General features: G+C 61.6%; 19 protein-coding genes and 1 pseudogene. 8 read left to right on the forward strand and 12 right to left on the reverse strand.

The genetic code is table 11. The features are described from left to right. Positions 1-2: 2 nt before the first annotated feature. From ACXAG8_RS07340 to ACXAG8_RS07355, 4 genes are read left to right on the forward strand one after another with little or no spacing between them, the layout of a single operon-like run. Complete coding sequence (locus tag ACXAG8_RS07340; protein ID WP_475223164.1) at positions 3-896, forward strand: 2-dehydro-3-deoxygalactonokinase; 894 nt, start codon at positions 3-5, stop codon at positions 894-896. Further along, positions 893-1,498 carry a 2-dehydro-3-deoxy-6-phosphogalactonate aldolase gene (locus ACXAG8_RS07345; RefSeq protein ID WP_475223165.1) on the forward strand — a complete coding sequence of 202 codons (606 nt, stop codon included), beginning with the start codon at positions 893-895 and terminating at the stop codon, positions 1,496-1,498. Before ACXAG8_RS07340 ends, ACXAG8_RS07345 begins: the two co-directional genes overlap by 4 nt. After that, positions 1,495-2,355, forward strand: a complete 861-nt coding sequence (locus tag ACXAG8_RS07350) for an SMP-30/gluconolactonase/LRE family protein (protein ID WP_475223166.1) — start codon at positions 1,495-1,497, stop codon at positions 2,353-2,355. The genes ACXAG8_RS07345 and ACXAG8_RS07350 overlap by 4 nt, the downstream gene beginning before the upstream one ends. After that, the gene (locus tag ACXAG8_RS07355; RefSeq protein ID WP_475223167.1) at positions 2,352-4,271 is read left to right on the forward strand and encodes a beta-galactosidase; all 1,920 of its coding nucleotides are present in this window, start codon (positions 2,352-2,354) and stop codon (positions 4,269-4,271) included. Before ACXAG8_RS07350 ends, ACXAG8_RS07355 begins: the two co-directional genes overlap by 4 nt. 30 nt (positions 4,272-4,301) lie before the next feature. Here the strand turns inward: ACXAG8_RS07355 and ACXAG8_RS07360 are convergent, their stop codons facing one another. From ACXAG8_RS07360 to ACXAG8_RS07400, 9 genes are all read right to left on the reverse strand, one after another. Next, entirely contained in the window at positions 4,302-5,576 is a 1,275-nt protein-coding gene (locus tag ACXAG8_RS07360) for an ABC transporter permease (protein WP_475223168.1), read from the reverse strand. Then, complete coding sequence (locus tag ACXAG8_RS07365; protein ID WP_475223169.1) at positions 5,573-6,493, reverse strand: ABC transporter permease; 921 nt, start codon at positions 6,491-6,493, stop codon at positions 5,573-5,575. Before ACXAG8_RS07365 ends, ACXAG8_RS07360 begins: the two co-directional genes overlap by 4 nt. Before the next feature lie 11 nt (positions 6,494-6,504). Beyond that, the gene (locus tag ACXAG8_RS07370; RefSeq protein WP_475223170.1) at positions 6,505-7,617 is read right to left on the reverse strand and encodes an ABC transporter ATP-binding protein; all 1,113 of its coding nucleotides are present in this window, start codon (positions 7,615-7,617) and stop codon (positions 6,505-6,507) included. 117 nt (positions 7,618-7,734) lie between these two features. Next, on the reverse strand, positions 7,735-8,739 hold the full coding sequence (locus ACXAG8_RS07375; RefSeq protein WP_475223171.1) for an extracellular solute-binding protein: 1,005 nt from the start codon (positions 8,737-8,739) through the stop codon (positions 7,735-7,737). Positions 8,740-9,066: 327 nt separating this feature from the next. Further along, positions 9,067-10,155 carry an ABC transporter ATP-binding protein gene (locus tag ACXAG8_RS07380; RefSeq protein ID WP_475223172.1) on the reverse strand — a complete coding sequence of 363 codons (1,089 nt, stop codon included), beginning with the start codon at positions 10,153-10,155 and terminating at the stop codon, positions 9,067-9,069. Between the two features lie 3 nt (positions 10,156-10,158). Next, positions 10,159-11,814 carry an alpha-glucosidase gene (locus ACXAG8_RS07385; protein ID WP_475223173.1) on the reverse strand — a complete coding sequence of 552 codons (1,656 nt, stop codon included), beginning with the start codon at positions 11,812-11,814 and terminating at the stop codon, positions 10,159-10,161. Positions 11,815-11,823: 9 nt separating this feature from the next. After that, positions 11,824-12,972: a carbohydrate ABC transporter permease gene (locus ACXAG8_RS07390; protein WP_475223174.1), complete on the reverse strand. Its 1,149-nt coding sequence runs from the start codon at positions 12,970-12,972 to the stop codon at positions 11,824-11,826. A 4-nt stretch (positions 12,973-12,976) separates the two neighbouring features. Continuing rightward, a complete protein-coding gene (locus ACXAG8_RS07395; protein ID WP_475223175.1) occupies positions 12,977-13,984 on the reverse strand; it encodes a carbohydrate ABC transporter permease in 1,008 nt (335 codons plus the stop codon). 64 nt (positions 13,985-14,048) lie between these two features. After that, the gene (locus ACXAG8_RS07400) at positions 14,049-15,317 is read right to left on the reverse strand and encodes an ABC transporter substrate-binding protein (protein ID WP_475223176.1); all 1,269 of its coding nucleotides are present in this window, start codon (positions 15,315-15,317) and stop codon (positions 14,049-14,051) included. Positions 15,318-15,549: 232 nt separating this feature from the next. Between ACXAG8_RS07400 and ACXAG8_RS07405 the strand changes: the two genes are divergently transcribed. From ACXAG8_RS07405 to ACXAG8_RS07420, 4 genes and pseudogenes are all read left to right on the forward strand, one after another. After that, on the forward strand, positions 15,550-16,581 hold the full coding sequence (locus ACXAG8_RS07405) for a LacI family DNA-binding transcriptional regulator (protein WP_475223177.1): 1,032 nt from the start codon (positions 15,550-15,552) through the stop codon (positions 16,579-16,581). A gap of 2 nt (positions 16,582-16,583) precedes the next feature. Beyond that, positions 16,584-17,882, forward strand: a pseudogene (locus tag ACXAG8_RS07410) (GH1 family beta-glucosidase); the annotation flags it as partial. A 48-nt stretch (positions 17,883-17,930) separates the two neighbouring features. Further along, a complete protein-coding gene (locus ACXAG8_RS07415; RefSeq protein WP_475223524.1) occupies positions 17,931-18,911 on the forward strand; it encodes a glucokinase in 981 nt (326 codons plus the stop codon). A gap of 41 nt (positions 18,912-18,952) precedes the next feature. Beyond that, entirely contained in the window at positions 18,953-19,879 is a 927-nt protein-coding gene (locus ACXAG8_RS07420; RefSeq protein WP_475223178.1) for a carbohydrate kinase family protein, read from the forward strand. A gap of 15 nt (positions 19,880-19,894) precedes the next feature. Here ACXAG8_RS07420 and ACXAG8_RS07425 read toward each other — a convergent pair whose 3' ends face one another. Genes ACXAG8_RS07425 through ACXAG8_RS07435 form a run of 3 tightly spaced genes read right to left on the reverse strand, consistent with a single transcriptional unit; the run spans position 19,895 to position 23,471 of the window. Then, positions 19,895-21,835, reverse strand: coding sequence for a vWA domain-containing protein (locus ACXAG8_RS07425; protein ID WP_475223180.1), 1,941 nt, complete (start codon positions 21,833-21,835; stop codon positions 19,895-19,897). A gap of 11 nt (positions 21,836-21,846) precedes the next feature. Beyond that, positions 21,847-23,202 (reverse strand): serine/threonine-protein kinase, encoded by a 1,356-nt coding sequence (locus ACXAG8_RS07430; RefSeq protein ID WP_475223182.1) that lies wholly within the window; start codon positions 23,200-23,202, stop codon positions 21,847-21,849. An 8-nt stretch (positions 23,203-23,210) separates the two neighbouring features. Next, entirely contained in the window at positions 23,211-23,471 is a 261-nt protein-coding gene (locus tag ACXAG8_RS07435) for a hypothetical protein (protein WP_475223183.1), read from the reverse strand. Between the last annotated feature and the right edge of the window lie 4 nt (positions 23,472-23,475).

Below are 23,475 nucleotides of genomic sequence, written 5' to 3' on the forward strand. Positions count from 1 at the left end.
AGATGAATACGGAATGGATCGCGGTTGACTGGGGCACGTCCCACCTGCGCGCATGGGCGATGCAGGGCGAAACCGTGTTGCACCACGCCCGGTCCGAGGCGGGCATGTCCCGCGTAAATCGCGACGGGTTCCAATCGGCGCTGCTGTCCCTGGTCGAAGACTGGCTTGGCCCGGCCCCGGTGGATGTGGTTGCCTGCGGCATGGTCGGCGCACGCCAGGGCTGGGTCGAGGCCCCCTATTCCGCCGTTCCCTGCACCGCGCTGCCCGTTTGCCCGGTCCGGGTCCCGGGTACCGACCCCCGCATTCGCGCCTTTGTCGTGCCCGGATTGAAACAGAACGACCCCGCCGATGTCATGCGCGGCGAGGAAACCCAGATCGCCGGGTTCCTTTCCCCGCGCCCGCATTGGGACGGGGTCATCTGCCTGCCCGGAACACATACCAAATGGGTTCAGGTCAGCGCGGGCGAGGTCATAAGCTTTCGAACCTTCATGACGGGCGAGATGTTCGACCTTTTGTGCGGGCAATCCGTGCTGAAACATTCCGTCGGCGAGGGCTGGGACGAGGCGGCCTTTGCCGAGGCGGTCGCCGACACGCTGTCGCGGCCCGAAAACCTTGCCGCGCGCCTGTTTGGTATCCGGGCCGCAGACCTGCTTCGGGGTCAGGATGCAGGCCATGCGCGGGCCCGGCTGTCCGGACTGCTGCTTGGCGCCGAACTGGCGGCCACGCGGCCCTATTGGCTGGGTCAGCAAATCGCCATCATCGGATCCCCTGACCTGTCGGCGGCCTATGCCGCGGCACTGAAACAACAGGGCGCGTTTTGCGAGATCGCCGACGCCACACAGACAACACTGGCGGGGTTGTCACAGGCCCGAAACCTGACGAGGCAAACCACATGAGCCGACCTGTAATTGCCATTCTGCGCGGCCTGCGCCCGACCGAGGCCGAACCGATTGGCCGCGTTCTGCTGGATGCAGGCATCGACCGGATCGAAGTTCCGCTGAATTCGCCTGATCCGCTGGACAGCATCGCGGCCCTGGCCTCGGCCTTTGGTGACCGCGCCCTGATCGGCGCGGGAACCGTCCTGTCCGCGCAACAGGTCGATCAGGTGGCCCAGGCAGGCGGCAGGCTGATCGTTTCGCCGAACTGCGATACAAAGGTCATCGGACGCTCGGTCGCGCTGAACCTGCAAAGCTGGCCCGGCATATTCACCCCGACCGAGGCCTTTACCGCCCTGTCTGCCGGGGCGACCGGCCTGAAGCTGTTTCCGGGGTCCATGGCCGGTCCGGCGGGGCTTGCCGCCCTTCGGGCGGTCCTGCCGCAGGGCACGCAGGTCTATGCGGTTGGCGGCGCGGGCCCCGAAAACTTTGACAGCTGGATCAAGGCGGGCGCGGACGGGTTCGGGATCGGCTCGGCCCTGTTCAAACCTGGCATGACCCCGCCCGAGGTGGCCGAGCGCGCCCGGCGGATCGTGGCGGCCTTTGACGCGGCGACAGCATGAGCCGGGTATTTGACAACCGCCCCTGTGCGTTGGGCGAAGGCCCGTTGTGGCATCCCGAACGCAATCAGCTGTTCTGGTTCGACATAATCGACAAACGCCTGATGACCCGCCAGGAGGACCAGCCGCATAGCTGGCAGTTCGACGAACATGTCTCGGCCGCCGGGTGGGTCGATCACGATACGCTTTTGATTGCCTCGGAAACCGCCCTGTGGCGGTTCGACCTGATCCACGGCAAGAAAGACCGCCTGGTCTTGCTTGAGGCGGACAATCCCGTCACCCGCTCGAATGACGGTCGCGCCGACCCTTGGGGCGGTTTCTGGATCGGAACAATGGGCAAACAGGCGGAACCGGGCGCCGGGGGCATTTATCGGTATTGGCGCGGCGAACTGCGGAAAATCGTGGCCGATGTCACGATCTCGAACGCGATCTGTTTTGCCCCGGACCGATCAACCGCCTTTTTCTGCGACACCGTTACCGGACAGGTCCGGCGGTGGGGCCTGAACGCCGACACCGGCTGGCCCGAAGGTGACAGCACTGTATTCCTGGACCTGCGCGGCGAGGGTCTTAACCCCGACGGCGCAGTGGTCGATGCCGCAGGCAACATCTGGATTGCGCAATGGGGCGCCGCCCGGGTCGCGGCCTATGGTCCGGACGGGCGTTTCCTGCACGCGGTGGAATTTGACGCGGCCCATACATCCTGCCCGGCCTTCGGCGGTGATGCGCTGACAACGCTGTTCTGCACCACCGCGCGTCAGGGGCTGGACACGGCCACGGTCGAAAAACATCCCACCAATGGCATGACCTTTGCTGCGGACAATGCAGGCCGGGGTCAGCCGGAACACAGGGTCATCCTATGAAACCCGCGCTTGGCGTCTGCTACTATCCCGAACACTGGCCCGAAACGATGTGGGCCGATGATGCCGCGCGCATGGTGCAGGCCGGCCTCAGCTGGGTGCGTATCGCCGAATTCAGCTGGAGCAGGATGGAACCCGCGCCCGGCGATCTGCAATTGGACTGGCTGGACCGCGCGATCCAGACATTGGGCGCCGCGGGGCTGAAGGTCGTGCTGGGCACGCCGACCGCGACGCCGCCGCGCTGGATGCTGGACAGGCATCCCGACATGCTGGCGGTGGACGAGCAGGGCCATGTCCGCAAATTCGGATCCCGCAGGCATTACTGTTTCAGCCATACCGGCTATGTTCAGGAATGTGTGCGCATCGCCGGGATCATGGCAAAACGCTATGGCCGCAATCCGCATGTTGCCGCATGGCAGATCGACAACGAATATGGTTGCCACGAAACCACCGTCAGTTACAGCGCACCGGCCTTGCAGGCCTTTCGCCAATGGCTGGCGGCACGGTATGGCAGCATCGGCGCGCTGAATGCCGCCTGGGGCAATGTTTTCTGGTCCATGGACTATGATGATTTTGACCAGATCGACCTGCCGAACCAGACCGTGACCGAACCGAACCCGGCCCATGTCCTGGCCTTTCGGCGTTTCAGTTCCGATCAGGTCGTGGCCTTCAACAAGGCACAAGCGGATGTCCTGCGCCCCCTGACCGACGCGCCTTTGCTGCACAATTACATGGGCCGCATCCTGGATTTCGACCATTTCGAGGTCGGTGCGGATCTGGATATCGCCACCTGGGACAGCTATCCGATTGGGTTCCTCTCGGACCGGCTCGAAGCGGACGAGGTCCACAAAACCGCCTTTCTACAACAGGGCGACCCGGACATGCAGGCGTTTCATCACGACCTGTACCGGGCTGTCGGCCGGGGCCGGTGGTGGGTGATGGAACAACAGCCCGGCCCGGTGAACTGGGCCCCCTATAACCCGGCCCCTCTTCCCGGCATGGTCCGGCTCTGGTCGATCGAGGCGGTGGCCCATGGGGCCGAGGTTGTCAGCTATTTCCGGTGGCGGCAGGCGCCCTTTGCGCAGGAACAGATGCATGCGGGGCTGTTGACGCCCGACAACCGGCCCGCCCCGGCGCTGTCCGAGGCGCGCCAGACGGCAGATGACCTGAAACAGCTGGGCGAGGTGAACCAGGCGCGCGCGCCGGTGGCAATCGTGTTCGACTATGCCTCGGACTGGGCCTGGGCGACACAGCCCCAGGGCGCAGGGTTTGACTATTTCCGGCTGGTATTTTCCGCCTATCGGGCCGTGCGGCGCGCCGGGCTTTCGGTGGATTTCATCCCGCCGGGCGACATTGCCACCTGCGGCCATGACCTGATCCTAGCGCCCGGATTGGCCACGATTGACCCCGCATGGAACGACCCGCTGGCGCAAGGGAACAAACTGGCCATCCTGGGCCCGCGCAGTGGCGCAATCACCAATGATTTCCAGATACCCGAACAGGGCCGTCCGGGTCTGACCGGGCTGGACTGCCATGTCGACCTGGTCGAGACCCTGCCCCCCCATATTTCCCGCCCGGTCAATGGCGGCGGTTCGGCGCGGCACTGGATCGACCGCATCTCTGGCAATGCGCCTGACCTGTTGACCTTTGACGATGGGGCAGCCGCCCTGAAAGGCGTCGACGGTCTTTGGTATCTGGCCGGGTTTCCCGATGACGACCTGTGGGACCGGGTCATCGCATTGGCGGCAGAGGCCACTGGCACCGAGGTGAACCCCATGCCGCCCGGACTGCGCCGACGCCAGACCGAACGCCATACGTTCCTGATCAATTACAATGCCGGTCCCGTTGACTGGAACGGGTACCGCATTGGCGGCTGTGATGCCGAAATCATCCGGCACGATCCAACCGATAATGGCTGAGGCCGCCGGGGGCCTGCGCAGGGTGCCGGGCTAGTCGCCACCCTGCAGGCTGTTGGGGTCGAATACGCCCCCGAAACCGCCATTCCCGGCGGGCGCGTCATCCGTCCCGGGCGTGGCGTCATCGCTTTCGTTACCGTCATTGCCCAGCGTGTTGGGCGCAAACACATTGCCAAAGCCGCTGTTGTTCGACGGTTTTGGGGTCGTGGGCTGTGTCGCGCCCTGTTCTGCCTCCTGGGCTTCGCGCTGCTTGCGCTGTTCTTCACGCTGCTTGCGCAATTCCTGAATGCGCTGCTCTGCCTCCAGTCGCTTTTGCTCTTTCACATTGGCGATGCATTGCTGTGGATTATAGGCGGTCGCCGTCCCAACCACGGTGATCGTGGCCACCGCGAACACTACCAGCAAAACAGCGGCCATGTTGCCCGCGAAAAAGCTGGGCAGGCGGACCTTTCCGGCCAGTTCCTCGACCGTTGCCTTTTGGCGGGCCGCCGCAACCAGTTCCTGCCGCTTGAGCTTGGCTTCGTTCAGCAGGGCAAAGAAGACGGTCAACGCAACGATGATGAAGGCCAGCGCCGAGATTGCGGGCGTGATGCCGTACCGAACCTTCTGCGCCAGCTCGATCGTCAGGGTTGGGTATTCGCCGAAGGTAAAGGTCGTGGTGTTGTAGTTCTCGAACGAAGCCAGAAAGGCCAGCACCGCGGCGCTTGCAATCGCCGGACGCATGAACGGCAGCAGGATCTTGCGGAAAGCCTGAGCATGGGTCGCACCCAGATCCAGTGCAGCTTCGGTCAGGGCGATGTCGTAACGCTGCAACCGGGCCACCAGGACCAGCATGCAATAGCTGGCGATAAAGGTGGATTGGCCGATCACCGTCAGGAATATACCGTTCGACAGCACGCTGTCCGCGCCCAGCCCCAGCATCCGGTTGATCCGGTCCCAGAAGACCAGTGTCGAGATCCCCAGCACCACGCCGGGGATCAGGATCGGCGCAATGATGATCGTGTAATAGGTCGCGCGCAGCCTGGGCCAGACCTGGGTCAGCATCAGCGCCCCCGCCAGCCCCATGGCCACCGACAGGACAACCGTCCCCGCGCCGATGATCAACGAGTTCTTGATACCGTTCAGGATGCGCTGATCCTGAAACAGCTCAGCAAACCACTGGAAGGTCAGGCATTCCCACGGCGTCATGCGCGGAAAGGCCGATGAGTTGAACGCGGTCACCGACATGATGACCAGCGGGCCCAGCAGATAGGCAAAGAATATCGCGAGATAGACCCAGATGCTCAGCCTGAGAAAGGACATGTTCATTTCCCGATGTCCCCCATGTTCACCTTGAACAGGCGCATCATGGCCAGCACGAACAGGATGCAGGTCACCAAAAGGACGATGGCGTAGGCGGCCCCCTGCGGCCAGTCGTTATTGTCGTTGAACTGCTGATAGATCAGCTGCGTGAACCACAAGGATGACGGACCGCCCAGGATCTGCGGTGCAGCCAGAGCGCCGGCCGACAGCATGAACACCATGGTACAGCCCGAACTGATCCCCGGCTTGGCATAGGGGATGACAACGCGCCAGTGAATCCGCCACCACGGCGCACCCAGATCCCGCGCGGCCTCGATCTGGTTGTGATCAAGGCTTTCGATCACGTTGTAGATCGGGAAGATCATCAGCAGGATATAGGCATAGCCCAGACCCGCATAAAGCGCGATGTCGTTGCGGATAAAGTCGAACGGCGTATCCCAGATACCCAGCCCGACGAAAATCGTGTTCAACACCCCTGTTTCACCAAAGATGATGCGCAACGCAAAGGCGCGCAGGATCTCATTGATCCAGTAAGGGATGATCAGCATCATCGCGAAAATGCGGATGTGGTTGCCCTTGGACTGACCCAGGTAATAGGCGATCGGGTAACACAGGATCAGGTTGAAGACCGTCACGCAGACCGCCGCGACCAGCGTGCGAAAGAAAACCCGCAGGTCGACGGAATTATAGTCCTGGCTGCCGCCTTCGGGGCCATAGACCAGGTATTGGTAATTCTCCAGAGTATAGACATCCTTGGGGCCCCCGATCTCGGGGGGCGGCAGGTTGGGGCGGAAAGAAAAATCCAGCATCGACAATTGCGGCAGGATGATCAGACCGATGGTCCAAAACAGGACCAAAAGCAGGATCGTCAGCCCCATGCCCGTGCCGTTGCGGTTGAAGAACTCTTTAAGGAAGCCTGGCATGTCCGGCCCCCCTATTCCGCCGCCAGCTCACCCGCAGGAACCGCGACCGCATTGCGGGTCTGGTATTCCAGCGTGATGGTCTGGCCGGTGTGATCCTGGAAGGACTGGCCGGTATTGGGCAGCGACACCTTGATCTCTTTGCCGCCCGCATCTTCGGTGAAGATATTGAACACGTTGCCTTCGAATTCTTCGTGTTTCACCCGCGCGTCGATGCAGTGATCGCCCGACATGCCATCCGTCGCGACCGTCAGCGCCTCGGGGCGGACGAACATCATCGCCTCGTCGCCTTCGCGCAGTTTGCCCTGGTTCGCCGTGGAAATGCGCGCGGCCAGGTCCCCGGACCGGCCGGTCGCGATCAGAACCTCTGACCCCGACACCCGCTTGACCGTACCGCGAAAGACGTTGTTTTCGCCCACAAACGAAGCCGCAAAGGCGGTTGCGGGGTCGTTATTGATTGTCTTGCCATCCGCAATCTGGTCGATCACCCCGGCCCGCATCACGGCAATGTTGTCCGAAATGGTCAGGGCCTCGCCCTGATCGTGGGGGATGTAGATAAAGGTGATCCCGACGCGTTGCTGAATTTCACGCAGTTCCGTCCGCATGTGCTGGCGCAGCTTGAGATCCAGCGCCGACAGCGGTTCATCCAGCAGCAGAACGTCCGGTTCGGCGCATAAGGCACGGGCAATTGCCACCCGCTGACGCTGACCGCCCGACAATTCGCTGGGCAGTTTGTCGCCCTGTCCCGGCAGGGCAATCATGTCCAGCAATTCATCCGCGCGTTTGCGTCGCTGAACCGCCGAGGTCCCCTTGATCTCCATCGAGAACGTGATGTTTTCCCAGACCTTCATCAATGGAAACAGCGCCAGGTTCTGGAATATCAGCGCCGTCGGGCGCTTGTTCGGCCCGATCCCCTTCATGTCCTTGCCGCCGATCAGGACGTTGCCTTCGCTGGGTTCCAGAAAACCCGAAACCGCGCGCAGGATGGTGGTCTTGCCACATCCGGACGGGCCAAGAAACGAAAAAAAATCGCCCCCGTTGATGTTCACATTGGCATCGCGCACGGCGACAAAATCACCAAAGCGAATCCAAAGGTTCTGAAGATCGACACCGATCCCTGCGCTCATGTCTGGTTCTCCCTGCGGTACGGTGGGAAACCGTACTCTTGTTCTATCCGTCGCACCGGGGATTGGCGCGCGGTGGCGTGACCCCCCGCGCCTTCGCGAGGGGTCGGTTCAAGGCGATCAGGCGCTTTTGAACTTGTTGACGAACTCTGTCCGGATCTCGGCATACCAGGGTGCCTCGGCCGGCCACGGGTTCAGGTTGGCCAGCGAGTCGCCCGGATAGGCCTCGGCAAAGTTCCTTTTGTAGGTGTCGCCGGAATACTGGTCGGCGCCCAGAACGGGCGAGTTGTACCCGTGGCTGTCGATCGCGACACCGGCCGGCTTGGCCTGATAGGCAAAATCGATAAAGGCATAGACCTGTTCGATATTGGTGGCACCAGTCGGCATCGACATGCCGTCCACCCAGGCCATCGCGCCTTCGACCGGGGCCTGGTAATGCACCGGCTCGCCCGCGGCTTTCAGCGCCAGCGGCGGGCCATCCCATGTCTGGCCCACGATAACGCCTTCGTTCAGCAGACCGTTCTTCTGCGTATCGGCGTCGTTCCAGATCAGCTTGATGCGGTCCTTGCGCGCGATGCACCAATCGGCAATCTGGCCCCAGACCTTGCGCATGGTGTCTTCGTCGCCATACGCGGCCCAGACCGAGCCCGCCTCCATCTCGCCCGCACGTTCCATATACAGACCCGCACCCAGCATCATCGAATGCGCGCGCCCCATGGTCTTGCCGGCGTTTGCCTCGGACCACACATCGCCATAGGACGGCGCGTCGCCTTCGGGCAGCCACAGGTCGGTGCGATAGGCGATCCCTTCGGTGCCCCAGATATGCGGCAGCCAATGCACGCCGCTGTCGCCAAAGTTCCACGCATCGGTGCCGATGGCGGCCATTGCCGGGTTCACCAGCTCAATCGGAACCTTGTTCATGTCAAACGGCTGCAACAGTTCCAGCGGGCCCCACTGAAGCGACCGGTTGTTGGTCGGCGAAACGATATCGAACCCCTGACCCTTGGTCGCCTTCATCTTGTTGATGATCTCTTCGTTCGACCCGATACCGGTATAGTTCACCTTGATCCCGGTCAGGGTCGTGAACTCTTCCAGGAAGCTGGGCGGCAGGTAATCCGACCACATCAGGATGTTGATCTCACCCGAGGACGCCAGGGCCGACTTGCTGTAAAGCGGCGCAGCCAGCGCGGCGGCACCCGCACCCTTGAGGACCGTTCGTCATGATAGAGTTTTACGGTTTAACATCTGACTTTCTCCCGATTCTGGACTGAGTAGGTCTTCTTTTTATGTGAATCAGAGTTTCACGACGGAAATATCCGCCCAATAGGGACAGTTTTCAGTTTTCTTGAGTCCAGTTTGAGAATTGTCTATGTTCAGAGACCGGCAAGGCCCTTGTTTTCAGGGCCGGCGCGACCGTGGCAGTGTCTGGCCCGAAAGAAGACAGCCCGAAAATCAGGGGCGCATGGATTGTCCATTGCTGAAAAGATGGACTTTTTCCGGTGCCGCAGCGACCGAAACGGTCTGCCCCCGCAGGTTTCGCTGAATGCCGGGCAGCTTGGCGATGACCGCCTCGGCCGCGTCGTCCTTTTCCTTGGCGAAATACAGCAGCGTGACCTCGCCCAGGGCTTCGGTGAAATCGACACATCCCTGAAAGACCGGGGCATCCTCGGTCAAAACGAAATCTTCGGGCCGAATGCCGACATTCACCGACCGGCCCTGATCCTCGGGCTTGGTGGGGATCGTTGAAACGGCAACCCCGCCCCCGTCCAGCTGGACAGTGGTCTGCGGCCCGGTCTGGGTGACCTTTCCGGGCAGCAGGTTCATGGACGGCGAGCCGATGAACTGCGCGACGAATTCGTTGTCGGGTGTCTCGTACAGCTCAAGCGGCGTGCCGACCTGGGCGATACCCTTGTTGGCCAGCACGACGATACGGCTGGCCAGGGTCATCGCTTCGACCTGATCATGCGTCACATAGATCATGGTGCTGTCTGGCATCGCCTCTTTCAGCCGCGCAATCTCGATCCGGGTGGCAACCCTGAGCGCCGCGTCCAGGTTCGAAAGCGGTTCGTCGAACAAATATACCTTGGGGTCGCGCACGATGGCCCGGCCAATGGCCACGCGCTGTCGCTGACCACCGGACAGCGCCTTGGGCAGGCGATCCAGAAACGGTTCAAGCTGCAGGATCTGCGCCGCCCGCTCGACCGCGGCATCAATCTCGGCCGCGGGGACCTTGGCGATCTTGAGCGCAAAGGCCATGTTTTCGCGCACGGTCATATGCGGGTACAGGGCGTAGGACTGGAAAACCATCGCAATGCCGCGCTGTGCAGGCGGAACATCGTTCATGACCTGCCCTTCGATTTCCAGCGTCCCGCCCGAGATCTTTTCAAGACCGGCAATCATGCGCAGCAACGTGGACTTGCCACATCCTGACGGGCCCACAAAGACGATCAGTTCCCCGGTTTTGATGTCCAGGTTGATATCCTTGAGAACCTTGACCGGCCCATAGGTCTTGGCGACATCCGTAAGCTTGAGTTCCGACATGTCTTACCCCTTTTCCGTGACCATCAGACAGAACCCGGCCCGCCCAAGCGTCACCGATCCGGTGCCCGCGACACCGCCCAATTCCAGACCCACAGGGCGCCAGTCCCCGTCGGGCAGCGTGATCTCGGCCGTGCCCGGACCCATGTTGAAGGCGCAGAATACCTGCTCGGCCCCGTCATCGCGAACAAAACTCAGGATCGGGCCGGTTTGTTCCATCTGCGTCTGCGTGCCGTGCCGCAACGCCCCATGCGCCCTGCGCAAGGCAATCGCGGCCCGATAGTGATGCAGAACAGATTGCGGGTCCGCTTCCAGCCGGTCCACCGCCTGTTCGGCCTGAACCGGACTGACCGGCAGCCATGATTCCGCAGTGCTAAAGCCCGATTGCGCGTCCTGGGTCGTCCAGACCATCGGTGTCCGGCAACCATCCCGGCCCTTGAACTCGGGCCAGAATTCAATGCCATAGGGGTCTTGCAGACGCTCGAAGGGGACTTCGGCCTCGGGCAGGCCCAGCTCCTCTCCCTGATACAGACAGGCAGACCCGCGCAGGCACATCATCAGCACCGCATGCAGACGGATCGCGGCGTCGTCCAGCCCCCAGCGGGAGGCGTGGCGCGGGACGTCGTGGTTGGAAAACGCCCAACAGGGCCAGGCATCGCCTGCCTTTTCCTCAAGCTGATCGAAAACCTGTTTGGCATATTGCGCAGTCAGGGCCCGCTTTTCCAGAAACTCGAACGCATAGCACATGTGCATGCGCTTATCGCCCGAGGTGTATTGGCCCATGATCTCGAGCCCGCGCTGTGCATCGCCGACCTCGCCCAAACAGGCACGACCTTCATATTGATCGGTCAGCGCGCGCAGGCGTTCAAGAAAGGCGATATTTTCAGGCTGGCTTTTGGAATACAGGTGGTCCTGATGGTTATACGGATTGACCATCGGCGCGATCGACGCATTGCGCCGATCCAGCGGAAGCGCCGGGTTGTCGCGCAGCTGCCGGTCGTGGAAGTAGAAATTGATCGTGTCCAGGCGGAACCCGTCCACACCCAAGTCCAGCCAGAACCGCGCTGCGTCCAGCAGGGCGTCCTGAACCTCGGGACAGTGAAAATTCAGGTCGGGCTGCGAGGTCAGGAAGTTGTGCAGGTAGTATTGCTGCCTGCGCGCGTCCCATTGCCAGGCCGAACCGCCGAAAATCGACAGCCAGTTATTGGGCGGCGTTCCATCGGGTTTCGGGTCGGCCCAGACATACCAGTCGGCCTTGGGGTTTTCGCGGTTGGCGCGGCTTTCGGCAAACCAGGGATGCTGGTCCGAGCTGTGAGACAGGACAAGGTCGATCATAACCTTGAGGCCCAGGTCATACGCCCGGTCCAGCAGCGCCTGGAAATCCGACATGTCCCCGAACATCGGATCGACCGCGCGGTAATCGCTGACGTCATATCCGAAGTCTTTCATCGGCGACTGAAAGAAGGGCGATATCCAGATCGCATCCACCCCAAGCGAGGCCACGTAGGGCAGCCGTTCGGTGATGCCGGCCAGATCGCCGATACCATCGCCGTTGCTGTCCTGAAAACTGCGCGGATAGATCTGATAGATCACGCCGCCATGCCACCAGTCAGCCGTTGCCCTGGTCGCACCTTTGAGGTCTGCGTTATGCTGCACGTTCATCGTACGCCTTTATTTTACCGATCCGGCCAGCAATCCGCGGACCAGATATTTCTGCATTGCAAAGAACACGGCCAGCGGCACCGCAATCGAAACGAAAGCGGCCGTGGCTAGGATTTCCCAATTGCCGCCGCGCGTTCCCAGCAACTCGACGATGCGGTTGGTCATCACGGTTGTCTGGCCGGATGCGTCGATCAGGAACACCTTGGCAACCAGCAGGTCGTTCCAGGTCCAGAGGAACTGAAAGATCGCAAAGGATGCCAGTGCCGGAAAGCTGAGCGGCAGGATCAGTTTGGTAAAGATCTGGAACTCGGTCGCGCCATCCACGCGCGCGTTCTCGATCAGGTCGCGGGGCAGCCCTGCCATATAGTTGCGCAACAGGTAGATGGCCAGCGGCATGCCAAAGCCGGTATGCGCCATCCAGACCCCGAGATAGCCTTTGCCGATCCCGATATTGAGGTGAAATTTGAGCAGCGGGATCAGGGCCAGTTGCAAGGGAACAACCAGCAGCCCGACCACCGCTGCAATCAGCAGGGCTCGGCCCGGGAAATCCATCCATGCCAGGGCATAGGCCGCGAATGCGGCGACAAGGATCGGAATGATCGTTGCCGGGACTGTTACCGTGAGTGTATTGAAAAAGGCCTTGCCCATGCTGTCGGTGCTGTCTTCGGCCAGCAGCACCTTGTGATAATTCGCCAACGTGAATTCTGGCGGCAGCTCTGCCGTCACAAACACGCGCGCGCCGCGCTTGCCCGTGAACTCTTCGGGGTTTTCCATCCGGTAATTGCCCTGCGCATCAACCGTGATCGTACCGCCCCGGCGCAGCTCGGCTGTCTGGCCCGGCTCGAACGCGTCAATGGCGCGCGAGTTGATCCCCCACTTGGAAATGATCGCGCTGGAATCCGCGTCGAAAAGGGTGCCTTCGATGACGTAGACCCCGTTTTCCAGCTGTTGCGTGTCCGGCGCGGCGCTGCGCAGGGTCAGGTTCTGTTCCGACGGGAACAGCGACCGCCACCAGCCGCTGGTCGCGATCTGGTCAGCCGTACGGAACGACGAGATCAGCAAGCCCAGCGTCGGCACGACCCACAGCACGACCAGAAAGATGACCGACGCATGGACGACCCATCGGAGGGCCGGTTTGGTTCCTGCGATATCACTCATGCCTCTACTCCATCTCCTTGCGCGCGTTGCGCACGTTCCAGACAAGGATCGGGGCCACCAGCAGCATGATGACCATGGCCGAGGCCGAACCCACGCCCCAGTCATTGGCGCGGAACAGCTTGTCATACATGTAGTTGGCAAGAACCTGGGTTTCCCATTGCCCGTTGGTCATGGCAAAAACGATATCGAACACCTTGAGAACGGTGATGGTGATTGTCGTCCAGACGACCAGAATGGTGGTCTTGATCTGCGGCACCTTGATCCTGAAGAAAATCTGGAACGGGTTGGCGCCGTCCAGCACGGCGGCCTCGATTGTCTCTTCGGGGATGCCGCGCAGGGCCGCCGAAAGGATCACCATGGCAAATCCCGTTTGAATCCAGACCAGCACGATCATCAGGAAAAAGTTGTTCCAGAAAGGAATCGTCAGCCAGGTCTGCGGATCGGTGCCGCCAAAAAAGATGTACAGCGCGTTCAGCATGCCGATCTGGTCCTGTTCGGCGGGGCGCGTGTCATAGACCAGCTTCCAGATCACCGACGCGCCCACGAACGAGATCGCCATCGGCATAAAGATCAGGGATTTGGCCAGATTGCCCCAGCGAATGCGGTCGGTCAGTTGCGCCACCAGCAGGCCAAAGGCGGTCGACATGGCGGGAACCACGATCAGCCACAGCATGTTGTTGCGCATTGCTTCCCAGAATTTCGGCTCGTTCGCCATCTGGATGTAATTGTCCAGACCGGCCCAGGTATATCCGCCACCCGGCACCCGATCTGTCAGCGACAGGCGCAGCGTTTCAACAACCGGATACGCCAGGTACAGCCCCAGCGCGGCCATAGCCGGAAACAGGAACAGCCAGGGCCGGATCATGTTCGCGCGGTTGATGTTGCGGCCCGCATTCGGCCCGCGGGGCGGGAACAGAACTTTGTCCAGTATCTGATTTGACAGGTAGAAATAGCCAACGCAGGCCGAAACGCCGATGGCGATGGTCAGCAGGCCCTGTATTGCCGGATGCATGCCGCTCTCCCTTGCGACGGTGTCGCGGGCAACCCGCCGAAGCGGATTGCCCTGCGATCAGTGATCAGTTCAGCGCATCCCAGGATGCCTGAATTTCGTCCGCGACGTCCTGGGCCGATTTGCCGCCCGAATAGTCGACCATGCCGGTCCAGAACGTGCCAGCACCAACGCCGCCCGGCATCAGGTCAGACCCGTCAAAGCGGAACGTCGTTGCACCCAGAAGGATGTCGTTCATCTTTTTCAGGGTCGGGTCCGAGAAGACCGATGTATCGACGCCCTTATGCGGTGTCAGGAAGCCGGTCAGCGCCATCCAGATTTCATGCGCCTCGGGGGTTTCCAGATAGGCAATCAGGTCATGCGCGGCGGGGCTGTCATTGGTGATCGCCCAGACCGTACCCGCGCCCAGAACCGGGCTTCCCAGATCCTTGCCTTCGTAAGCCGGAAAGTAAAAGAAATCGGCATCTTCGCCAACAACCGCGCCTTCGGGAAAGAAGGACGGAATGAACGATGCCTGACGGTGCATGTAGCATTGCGGAGGCGAGCTGAACATGCCCTTGGGGCTGTCGCGGAAATCGGTCGTCGCAACGGCACCGGCACCACCGGCCACGTAATCGTCATTGCGCGCAAAGGCGCCGAATTCCTCGATCGCGGCCACGACCTTGGGGTCGTTGAATTTCAGTTCATTGGCAACCCAGGCGTCATAATCCTGCGGCGATTGGGTGCGCAGCATCATGTCCTCGACCCAGTCGGTCGCGGGCCAGCCGGTTGCACCACCCGAACCCAGCCCGATGCACCAGGGCGTTTCGCCATCCGCGACGATCTGGTCGGTCAGCGCCTTCAGCTCTTCCATGGTGGTGGGAACTTCGTATCCGGCATCCTCGAAATTCTCGGGGACGTACCAGACCAGCGATTTCACATCGACCTTGTAGAAGAACCCGTACAGATTGTCCTGCCCGTCGGGGCCCGCAAAGGTGCCCAGATCAACCCAGGACTGCCCGGCCGCGTAATTGTCGCGCACCCAATCCGCCGTTCCGTCCGCCAGCGGCGTCAGGAAACCGCCCTTGGCCATGTCCGAAGCCAGACCCGGCTGCGGGAAGATCGCGATGTTGGGCGCGGACCCGGCCTCGGCATCAATGCGGATCTGCTGCTCGAAACTGTCGGACCCGACATAGGCATATTCATGGCCCGTCGCGGCGGCAAACCCATCCAGAACGGCCTCGACGTTTTCCTGGTCCGGACCAAGCCACGGTCCAAATACGGTCACCTTGTCGGCCTGCGCCGAGCCCGCCATCAGGGCGAACACCGCCGCACCTGCATAGAGCGAGTGTTTCATGAAATTTCCTCCCACTGTATCCGCGCCATCTGAGACTCAGTTTTCAAAGCGCTTTGAATAAGAGAATTTATCCGCTAACATCCACCCCCTGTCAACATCCAGTTTTCTGGATTAACAGAAAATGCCTATTTTTTATGACCAAGGCGATGATTTTCTAAAACGGGTTGACGGATTTCAAATTTGCCCACAAAACAAACATTATGACCAAGTTTGAAGGCGCTTTGAAAGCAGGATGAACCTAAAGCAGCTCTCTGAAACCCTTGGCCTGTCGCAAACCACGGTCAGCCGCGCCCTGAACGGCTATCCCGAGGTGAACGAGGCCACCCGTGAACGGGTGCAGGCCGCGGCGCGCAAGCACGGGTACCGCCCAAACAGCCGCGCCAAGGGGTTGGCGACGGGGCGTTCGATGGTGATCGGTCACGTGATTCCCAGCTCGTCCCAGCATGAAATGGTGAACCCGGTTTTTGGTGATTTCGTTGCAGGCGCGGCACGGACATATGCCGAAAACGGCTATGACATGATCTTTACCCGGTCCGATGATTCCTCGATCGCGGACGCCTATCGCAACCTGTTTCAGCGCGGCGCCGTTGACGGGGTGGTTCTGCAGGGCCCCAAGGTCGACGAGCCGCGAATCGAGGTCCTGAACCGCATGGGCGTGCCGTTCATCGTGCATGGACGCTCGACCAGGGCGCAGGTTCCCTATGACTGGGTCGATGTGAACAATACCCGGTCGTTCCTGCGCGCCACCCGGTTGCTGACGGAACTGGGGCACCGGCGCATCGCGCTGATCAACGGGCTGGAGGACATGGATTTTGCTCAGCGCCGCCGGGCCGGGTATGTCGAGGCCCTGCAACATGCAGGGCTGTCCCCGTCCACCGACCTGATGCGCAGCGATGAGATGACCGAGGTTTACGGCCATCACGCCACGCGCGACATGCTGCAACTGGACGACCCGCCCACGGCAATTCTGACGTCCTCCATGATCTCGGCCATCGGCGTGCGCCGTGCCATCGCCGAAGCCGGCCTGACGATGGGCCGGGATGTGTCGGTTATTGCCCATGACGACGACCTGTCTTACCTCAAGAACGGGCAGGATGTTCCGATTTTTACCGCAACACGGTCCTCGGTCCGCCAGGCCGGCGAGATCGCCGCCCAGATGCTGATCAACCGGATCAAGTCGCCGGACGCGCCCCCGCAAACTAGATTGCTTGAGGCGGAACTGGTAGTTGGCGGATCAACCGGCCCCGCGCCCAACAGGTTTTGAAAATGAAATATACCCGCGCTGATTTTCCCAAGGATTTCCTCTTTGGCGTTGCAACCTCTGCCTACCAGATCGAAGGCCACGCCCAGGGGGGGGCCGGGCAAACCCACTGGGACAGTTTTGCAGCCTCGCCCGGGAATGTCGTTCGAAACGAGAATGGCGACCTGGCCTGTGATCACCTGAACCGGTTCGAACAGGATTTCGACCTGGTCCGCTCGGCGGGGTTTGATTGCTACCGCTTCTCGACAAGCTGGGCCCGGGTCCTGCCCGAGGGCCGCGGACAGGTCAACCAAGAGGGGCTGGATTACTATGACCGCCTTGCGGACGCATTGCTGGACCGCGGCATCCGCCCCTGCGCGACCCTGTATCACTGGGAAATGCCGTCCCCGCTGGCCGATCTGGGCGGCTGGCGGAACCGCGACGTCGCCGATTGGTTTGCCGATTTCACCGAGATCGTCATGGGCCGGATCGGCGACAGGATGTACAGCGTCGCACCGATCAACGAGCCGTGGTGCGTCAGCTGGCTGAGCCATTTCGAAGGCCACCATGCGCCGGGGCTGCGCGATATCCGGGCAGCGGCACGGGCCATGCACCATGTCCTTTTGGCCCATGGCAGGGCCACGCAGGCGATGCGCGGGCTGGGCATGACAAACCTTGGCGCGGTGTTCAACCTGGAATGGTCCGAACCCGCCGATGACACCCCCGAGGCGCAGCAGGCGGCCGAACGGTATGATGGTATCTACAACCGGTTCTTTCTGGGCGGCGTGTTCAAGAAAGCCTACCCGGAAACCGTCCTGCAAGGGCTGGAAGAACACTTGCCGCAGGGTTGGCAGGATGATTTCGACACGATTGGCACACCGGTCGACTGGTGCGGGCTGAACTATTACACACGCAAGCTTATCGCTGCATCCGACACCGCGTGGCCCAGCCTGAAAGAGGTTCCCGGGCCGCTGCCCAAGACCCAGATGGGCTGGGAAATCGAACCCGGCGCCCTAACCCGGTTCCTGACCCGCACCGCGCAGGAATACACAGGCGATCTGCCGATCTTTGTCACCGAAAACGGCATGGCCAGCCCCGAGCGCCAGCAAGATGATGACCGGATCGATTATTTGAACCAGCATTTCGACGCGGTTCAAAAGGCGATGGCGCAGGGCGTTCCGGTCAGCGGTTATTTTATCTGGTCGCTGCTGGACAATTACGAATGGGCCTTTGGCTACGAAAAGCGTTTCGGGCTGGTCGATGTTGATTTCGACACGCTGGAACGGCGACCCAAAGCGTCGTTCAACGCGCTGAAATCCTCCCTGGCGCAGGGCGAAGCCGTGGCATTGCCGCTGGCCCAACCTGCGGGCGCCATGCATGACCATTGGAACCTTGTGGCCGATATCGGCGGAACCAATACACGTCTGGGCGTTGTCACCAACGGCGAACTGACCGAGCTGCGCAAACACCCCACGGGACAGCTGCACAATCTGCTGGACGCCTTCCACAGCCTGCGCGACGAGATCGGCACCGATCCCCGCGCGGTCGTTGTTGCTGGGGCAGGCCCGGTTCGACAGGGCACGATCCGGCTGACCAATGCTCAGCTTGATCTGTCCGAGACCGACATTGCCAAGGCCACCGGCGCAAGCCAAACCTTTGTGATCAACGACTTTACCGCCGCGGCCTGGTCTGTCGCCGAGATCACCGCAGCAGAGGTTGACGTCCTGCAAGGGGCCGCCGAACCGGGTGTCGGCACCCGCCTGGTGGTCGGGCCGGGAACCGGGCTTGGCGTTGGGGCGCTTTTGTATTCAGAGGGGCATTATCACACCGTTTCCGGCGAGGGCGGGCATCTGGGTCTGTCCCCCCGCAACCGCGACGAGGTCGACATTTTCGACGCCGCAAAACGGATCGCCCCCAAAGCGTTCTTTGGCGACAGCCTGACGCTTGAGGCCGAAATGTTCCTCAGCGGAACCGGCCTGCCTGTACTGTATCAGGCGGTTGGCTTGGCTGCCGGTCAATCCGATATTCAGCAGCGCTCGGCGCGCGACATCCTTCAGGACGCCCGCACCGGCACGGACGAAACGGCCATTCGAACCGCGCGTATCTTTGCAACGCATCTGGGTGCTGTCATGGGTGATCTGGCGGTGACGATCATGCCTGCTGGCGGGGTCTTCCTTGTGGGCGGCGTTGCCAAAAAGAACCCCTGGTTGTTCGATGACGGCTTTCTGGACGCCTTCAACAATGGGGGCCGGTTTTCCGATTTGCGCCGGTCAATGGACCTGTACATCTCGAAACAGGCAGAATTTGGCATTGTTGGCGCTAACAATTTCTGCAAAAATGCGCTCGAACGGTAGAATACCACCTGACGCGCATTTTTCGGATAAAGGAATCCGCGATGATCCTCTGCTGCGGAGAGGCCCTGATTGACATGATTGCCGCGCCCACGGTCACGGGGACCGAGGGGTTCGTACCCCATCCGGGCGGCGCGTTGTTGAACACGGCAATTGCACTGGGAAGGCTGGGCGCCCCGGTCGGCCTTCTGACCGGCATTTCCAGCGATATGTTCGGCCAGCAACTGGACAGCGCGTTGCAGGCCAGCCATGTTGATACCAGCCACGTCATCCGCTCTGACCGTCCGACCACGCTGGCCTTTGTCCAACTGCGCGACGGGCATGCCAGTTACAGCTTCGTTGACGAAAACTCGGCCGGGCGAATGCTGCAACCCGATGACATGCCGGACCAGTTGCCCGCGGTCTCTGCCCTGTATTTCGGCGGCATAAGCCTGGCTTGCGAACCCTGCGCCGACGCTTATGCCGCTCTTTTGGACCGGCACGGGCAGGATCGCGCGGTCATGCTGGACCCCAATATCCGGCCCGGTTTTATCAAGGACCAGGCCCGGTATCGCACCCGCCTGAACCGCATGATCGCACTGGCCGATATCGTCAAGGTTTCGGATGAAGATCTGGACTGGATCATTCCGGGCCCCGAGCCGCTGGAAGACAAGGTGCCCGCGCTGCTTCAGGCCGGGCCGTCCGTCGTGATCATCACCAAGGGCAGCAAGGGCGCCACGGGGTACATGGCCAGCGGCGAACAGGTTTCGATCGCGGTCCAACCGGTCACTGTTGTCGATACGGTTGGTGCCGGGGACACGTTCAACGCCGGCGTTCTGGCCGAACTGGAGCGCGCCGGGCATCTGACCAAGCCCGCGCTGCGCGCCCTGCCCGCCGACGGGTTGAGGGCCGCGCTTGAGATGGGCGCGCGCGTCGCCGCGGTTACCGTGTCACGCGCCGGGGCCAACCCGCCCTGGGCGCACGAGCTGTAACAGAGCGACCCGCCCCTAGGGCAGGTCGTCCAGCAACATCGGATACAGCAGGTTGGCCGCCTGCGGACCCGCCCCAAGGTAATCAACCCACTGATCGGTGGCCTCGTTATACCGCCGATAGCGTTCAATCTTGTCATACAGCCTGTTCACGATCGTCTGCTGCTCGGGGATGGGCAACCGGACCCAATCGTCTTCGGTAATCGACATGATCTGCGACTTGTAGGGCAATCCTGACAGGTATTCATCCAGAGCCACCGCGCTGGCCAGGCTGGGGTCCGATTGGCGGGACACCTTGTCGGGCCTGCGGCTCATATCTGCCGCCACGCCCAACACCTGGGCAAAGAACTGATCCGGGTTCACCACGTTGCGCTCGGCCTGTTCGACGATAATGCGCAATGCCTCTTCGAGGTTGCTGAGGTCAGCCTTTGAGATCAGCAGCCGAACCGACAAGGGTTTGAGCCCGGTCCGGTCGAAATCGCGGTCGGCGACATAGGCTTCGAACAGGTCGGGCGCGCGCGCGCCTTCGGTCTTGCCCAGATAGGCCAGCTGCATGGTTCGGCTGGCCGTGTTCAGCCCGCTGAACTGGTCGGCCTCTTCTTCGACGATGTCATCCTCGTTCAGCAATTCATCCCCGCCGCTGCCGCGATAATCCGAGGTCTGCTGTGCAATGAACTGCCCAAGCTTGCGCGCCGTTTCCCGGTAGATCGAGGGGTCGCCATTTTCGATGGGAAAATACAAGGGCGTCGAGTTCGGGAATTCGGTCAGCTTTCTGTATGCGCTCTCGGCCGAGGAATGATCCTTGGTCCCGCGCTGGGTGCGCAGGTGCATCACCGCCAGCGCCCCGCCGATGCGTTCGCGCACCAGGCGGTTCAGGCTTTCGGCGCTCAGCCCGGTGGCCGACAGCTCATCGTCGAATTCCCGTGGCCCGGCATCGGTGACAAGCACGATGAACCGGCTGCCGAAATCCGACCAATCCATGTTCTGCAACGCGTATTCGACACCCTTATAGGCATCTTCGCGGAAATTCTTGCTGGTGGTTTCAGCTTCTTGCATGTGGTCGATGCCGTTCAGGAACGCCTTGGCATCCAGCCCCTGTTGCAGGTCCACGAAAATGCGCGCGTCATATTCGAGGCCGGGCGCGGCTTCGAGGTTGTCGCGGTATCCCACCAGGCCAAAGCTGACGGCATTCGCGGCATCCGAACCAGCCGCTTCGCGATACACTTCCTCCAGCGCGTCGCGGGTGGCGCGGATATACGGCTCCATCGAAATGGTCGTGTCCACCACGAACACCACGGCCGTTTTCAGATCCGCCGGGTCCTGCCCTTTTGGCGGTTTCGGCAGGTTCGGCGCGTTGGCGCTGGCCACGGCAACCTGCAAAAGGTTGACGAAAGGACCGATGTCAAACACGGCCTCTTCGGTGGACAGGATCGGCATGACATAAAGGTTCTGGCGCTGGTCGATGGTTTCACGCGGGCCAAGCGCGATGACCGTTTCCGAGGTGCCGCCCTCTTGTTCCGCCCTCAGCGCCTCATCCCGCGCGGCCCTGGCCAGCTCAGAGGGGTTTTCGCTTTCGATGATGTCATAGATCGGGTCGATGTCGTTGAAAAACAGCACCCGCCCCACATTGTCGCTGCCTTCCAGCGTGGCAACGATGTTCTGGTTCCAGTCGACGGCGGCCGCTTCGGGTATCCACATCAGTGCCTCGCCCTGATCATCAGGTCCAATCTCCATCCAGCCATCGGCGCGATCATAGACAAAGAACACCTGCAGCGGAGACAGCGCCTGCACCGTGTCGCTGCCCTGGGCCTCGGATTTTGCTTCGGTTCGTTCGCGGATCAGGACCCTTTGAAACAGGCTCTGCTTGCCTTCGATGGGCATGGGCGACCGGGTTTGCGCCCAGGCCGGGGCCACAAGCGCCACCAATACGGCGATGACGGGTATAACACGCTGCAACATCTGCGGTCTCCTCACTCGTCCAAACGGTTCAGGGCGGTCCGGGCCGTGTCAGACCCAAGATCCGCCGCTTTCTGATAATACCGGCGCGCCGCCGAAGGGTCGGGCCGGTCGAACGGGGACCGCGCGGTGTCATGGGTTTCGGGGTCATACATCTCGGCGATCAGTATGTTGGCGTCCATCCGGTCCTGATCCGACATCGCCGGGTCGTTGCTGATGGCGATCAGCGCCCCAAGGGCCGCGCTCAGGTTCTTTGTGCCACCGGCCTGGATCTGCCCGCGGGCCGCGCCCAGCGGATCATCGGCGGCCAGGGTTTCGCGCGCGTCTGTCACCGACTGGTCAACCGGGACCGACGCACCACCCGCCTGGGTCAGGAAATACCAGGCGCCACCCGCGATGACCGCCAGCCCGACAACCCCGGCGGCAACCAGGGGCATCATGCCCGTGCCAGACCCCGTGTCCGTGCCCGGCTGCTGCGTCCCGCCCGGCTTGGGTGCCTTGGGTTCGGGCGCGCCCGGTTTCGCCTTGACCGGAGCCTTGGCCAGCGCGTCATGGAACAGCGCCGGCAGGTCGCGCGGGCGGTCCTTGGGATTGGCCTTGAGCAAAAGCTCCAATGCCATTTTCAAACCCGGCCCGATCTTGGGGTCAGTGATTTTGACATCCGATTTACGGTCCTCGACCGCGGCGAACCCTTTCCCCTCGCCCGGCAGTTCCAGACCGGCGGTGCGCATCAGGACCAGCCCCAGCGCATAGGCATCGGTTGCGGCGGAAACCTCGTTGCCGAACAGCCCCAGCTGTTCCGGCGCGCAATACCGCAGCTTGCCCGCGAAACTGTCGCCGATTATCGACTTGTCGGTGCCCACACTATCCGAGGCCAGGCCGAAATCGATGAACTTGGCCTGGTTGATGTCCTCGTGCGAAATCATCACGTTGTCGGGGGCGACGTCGCGATGGACAATGCCCAGTTTGTGAATGGCCTCAAGACCTTGGGACAGGCGCAGCCCCAGCTTCAGCACATCCTCGGACGACAACCGGGCACCTTTCTTGAGGTAATGCGCCAGCGAATGGCCCGGCACGAACTCCATCACCAGAAACAGGCGCCCGTCCTTGTCCAGCATCGAGGTTTCGAACCGCACAACAGCATCGCTGCGGACCGTGCGCAGCAGGTTGGCCTCGCGGCGGAACAGGTCAACGGCCTTTTTGTTCTTGGCAAAGGCCGGTGTCATCACCTTGATCGCCACGTCATGACCGCTGGCCCGGTTCAACCCGCGAAAGGTCGCGCCCATGCCGCCCTCGCCCAAAAGCGACTTGATCTCATAGGTGTCCTGCAAAACGCTGCCGGGACGCAGCCCAAGTACGGAATGTTCCATTGCCGCTGTCACCTCCGGCTTTTCAGGCTGATTGCGCTGTGTTTGGAAAAGGTCCGGATATCCATGATCTGGAAACAGATCCCGGCAAAGACCAGCGAAGACGCGATCCCGAACACAACTGTCAAAAACGCCGCGATGATGGTCATCGTATCCGGCCCCAGCGGCGGCAGACGCAGCATCGAAACGGCGGCGAAACAGAAGAAAATGATCGAGATAGCGGTGGTTATCCACACCAGCACCTCAAGCGACTTGTTCAACACTTCACGCATAACT

Source organism: Ruegeria sp. ABD4_443, assembly GCF_056160865.1.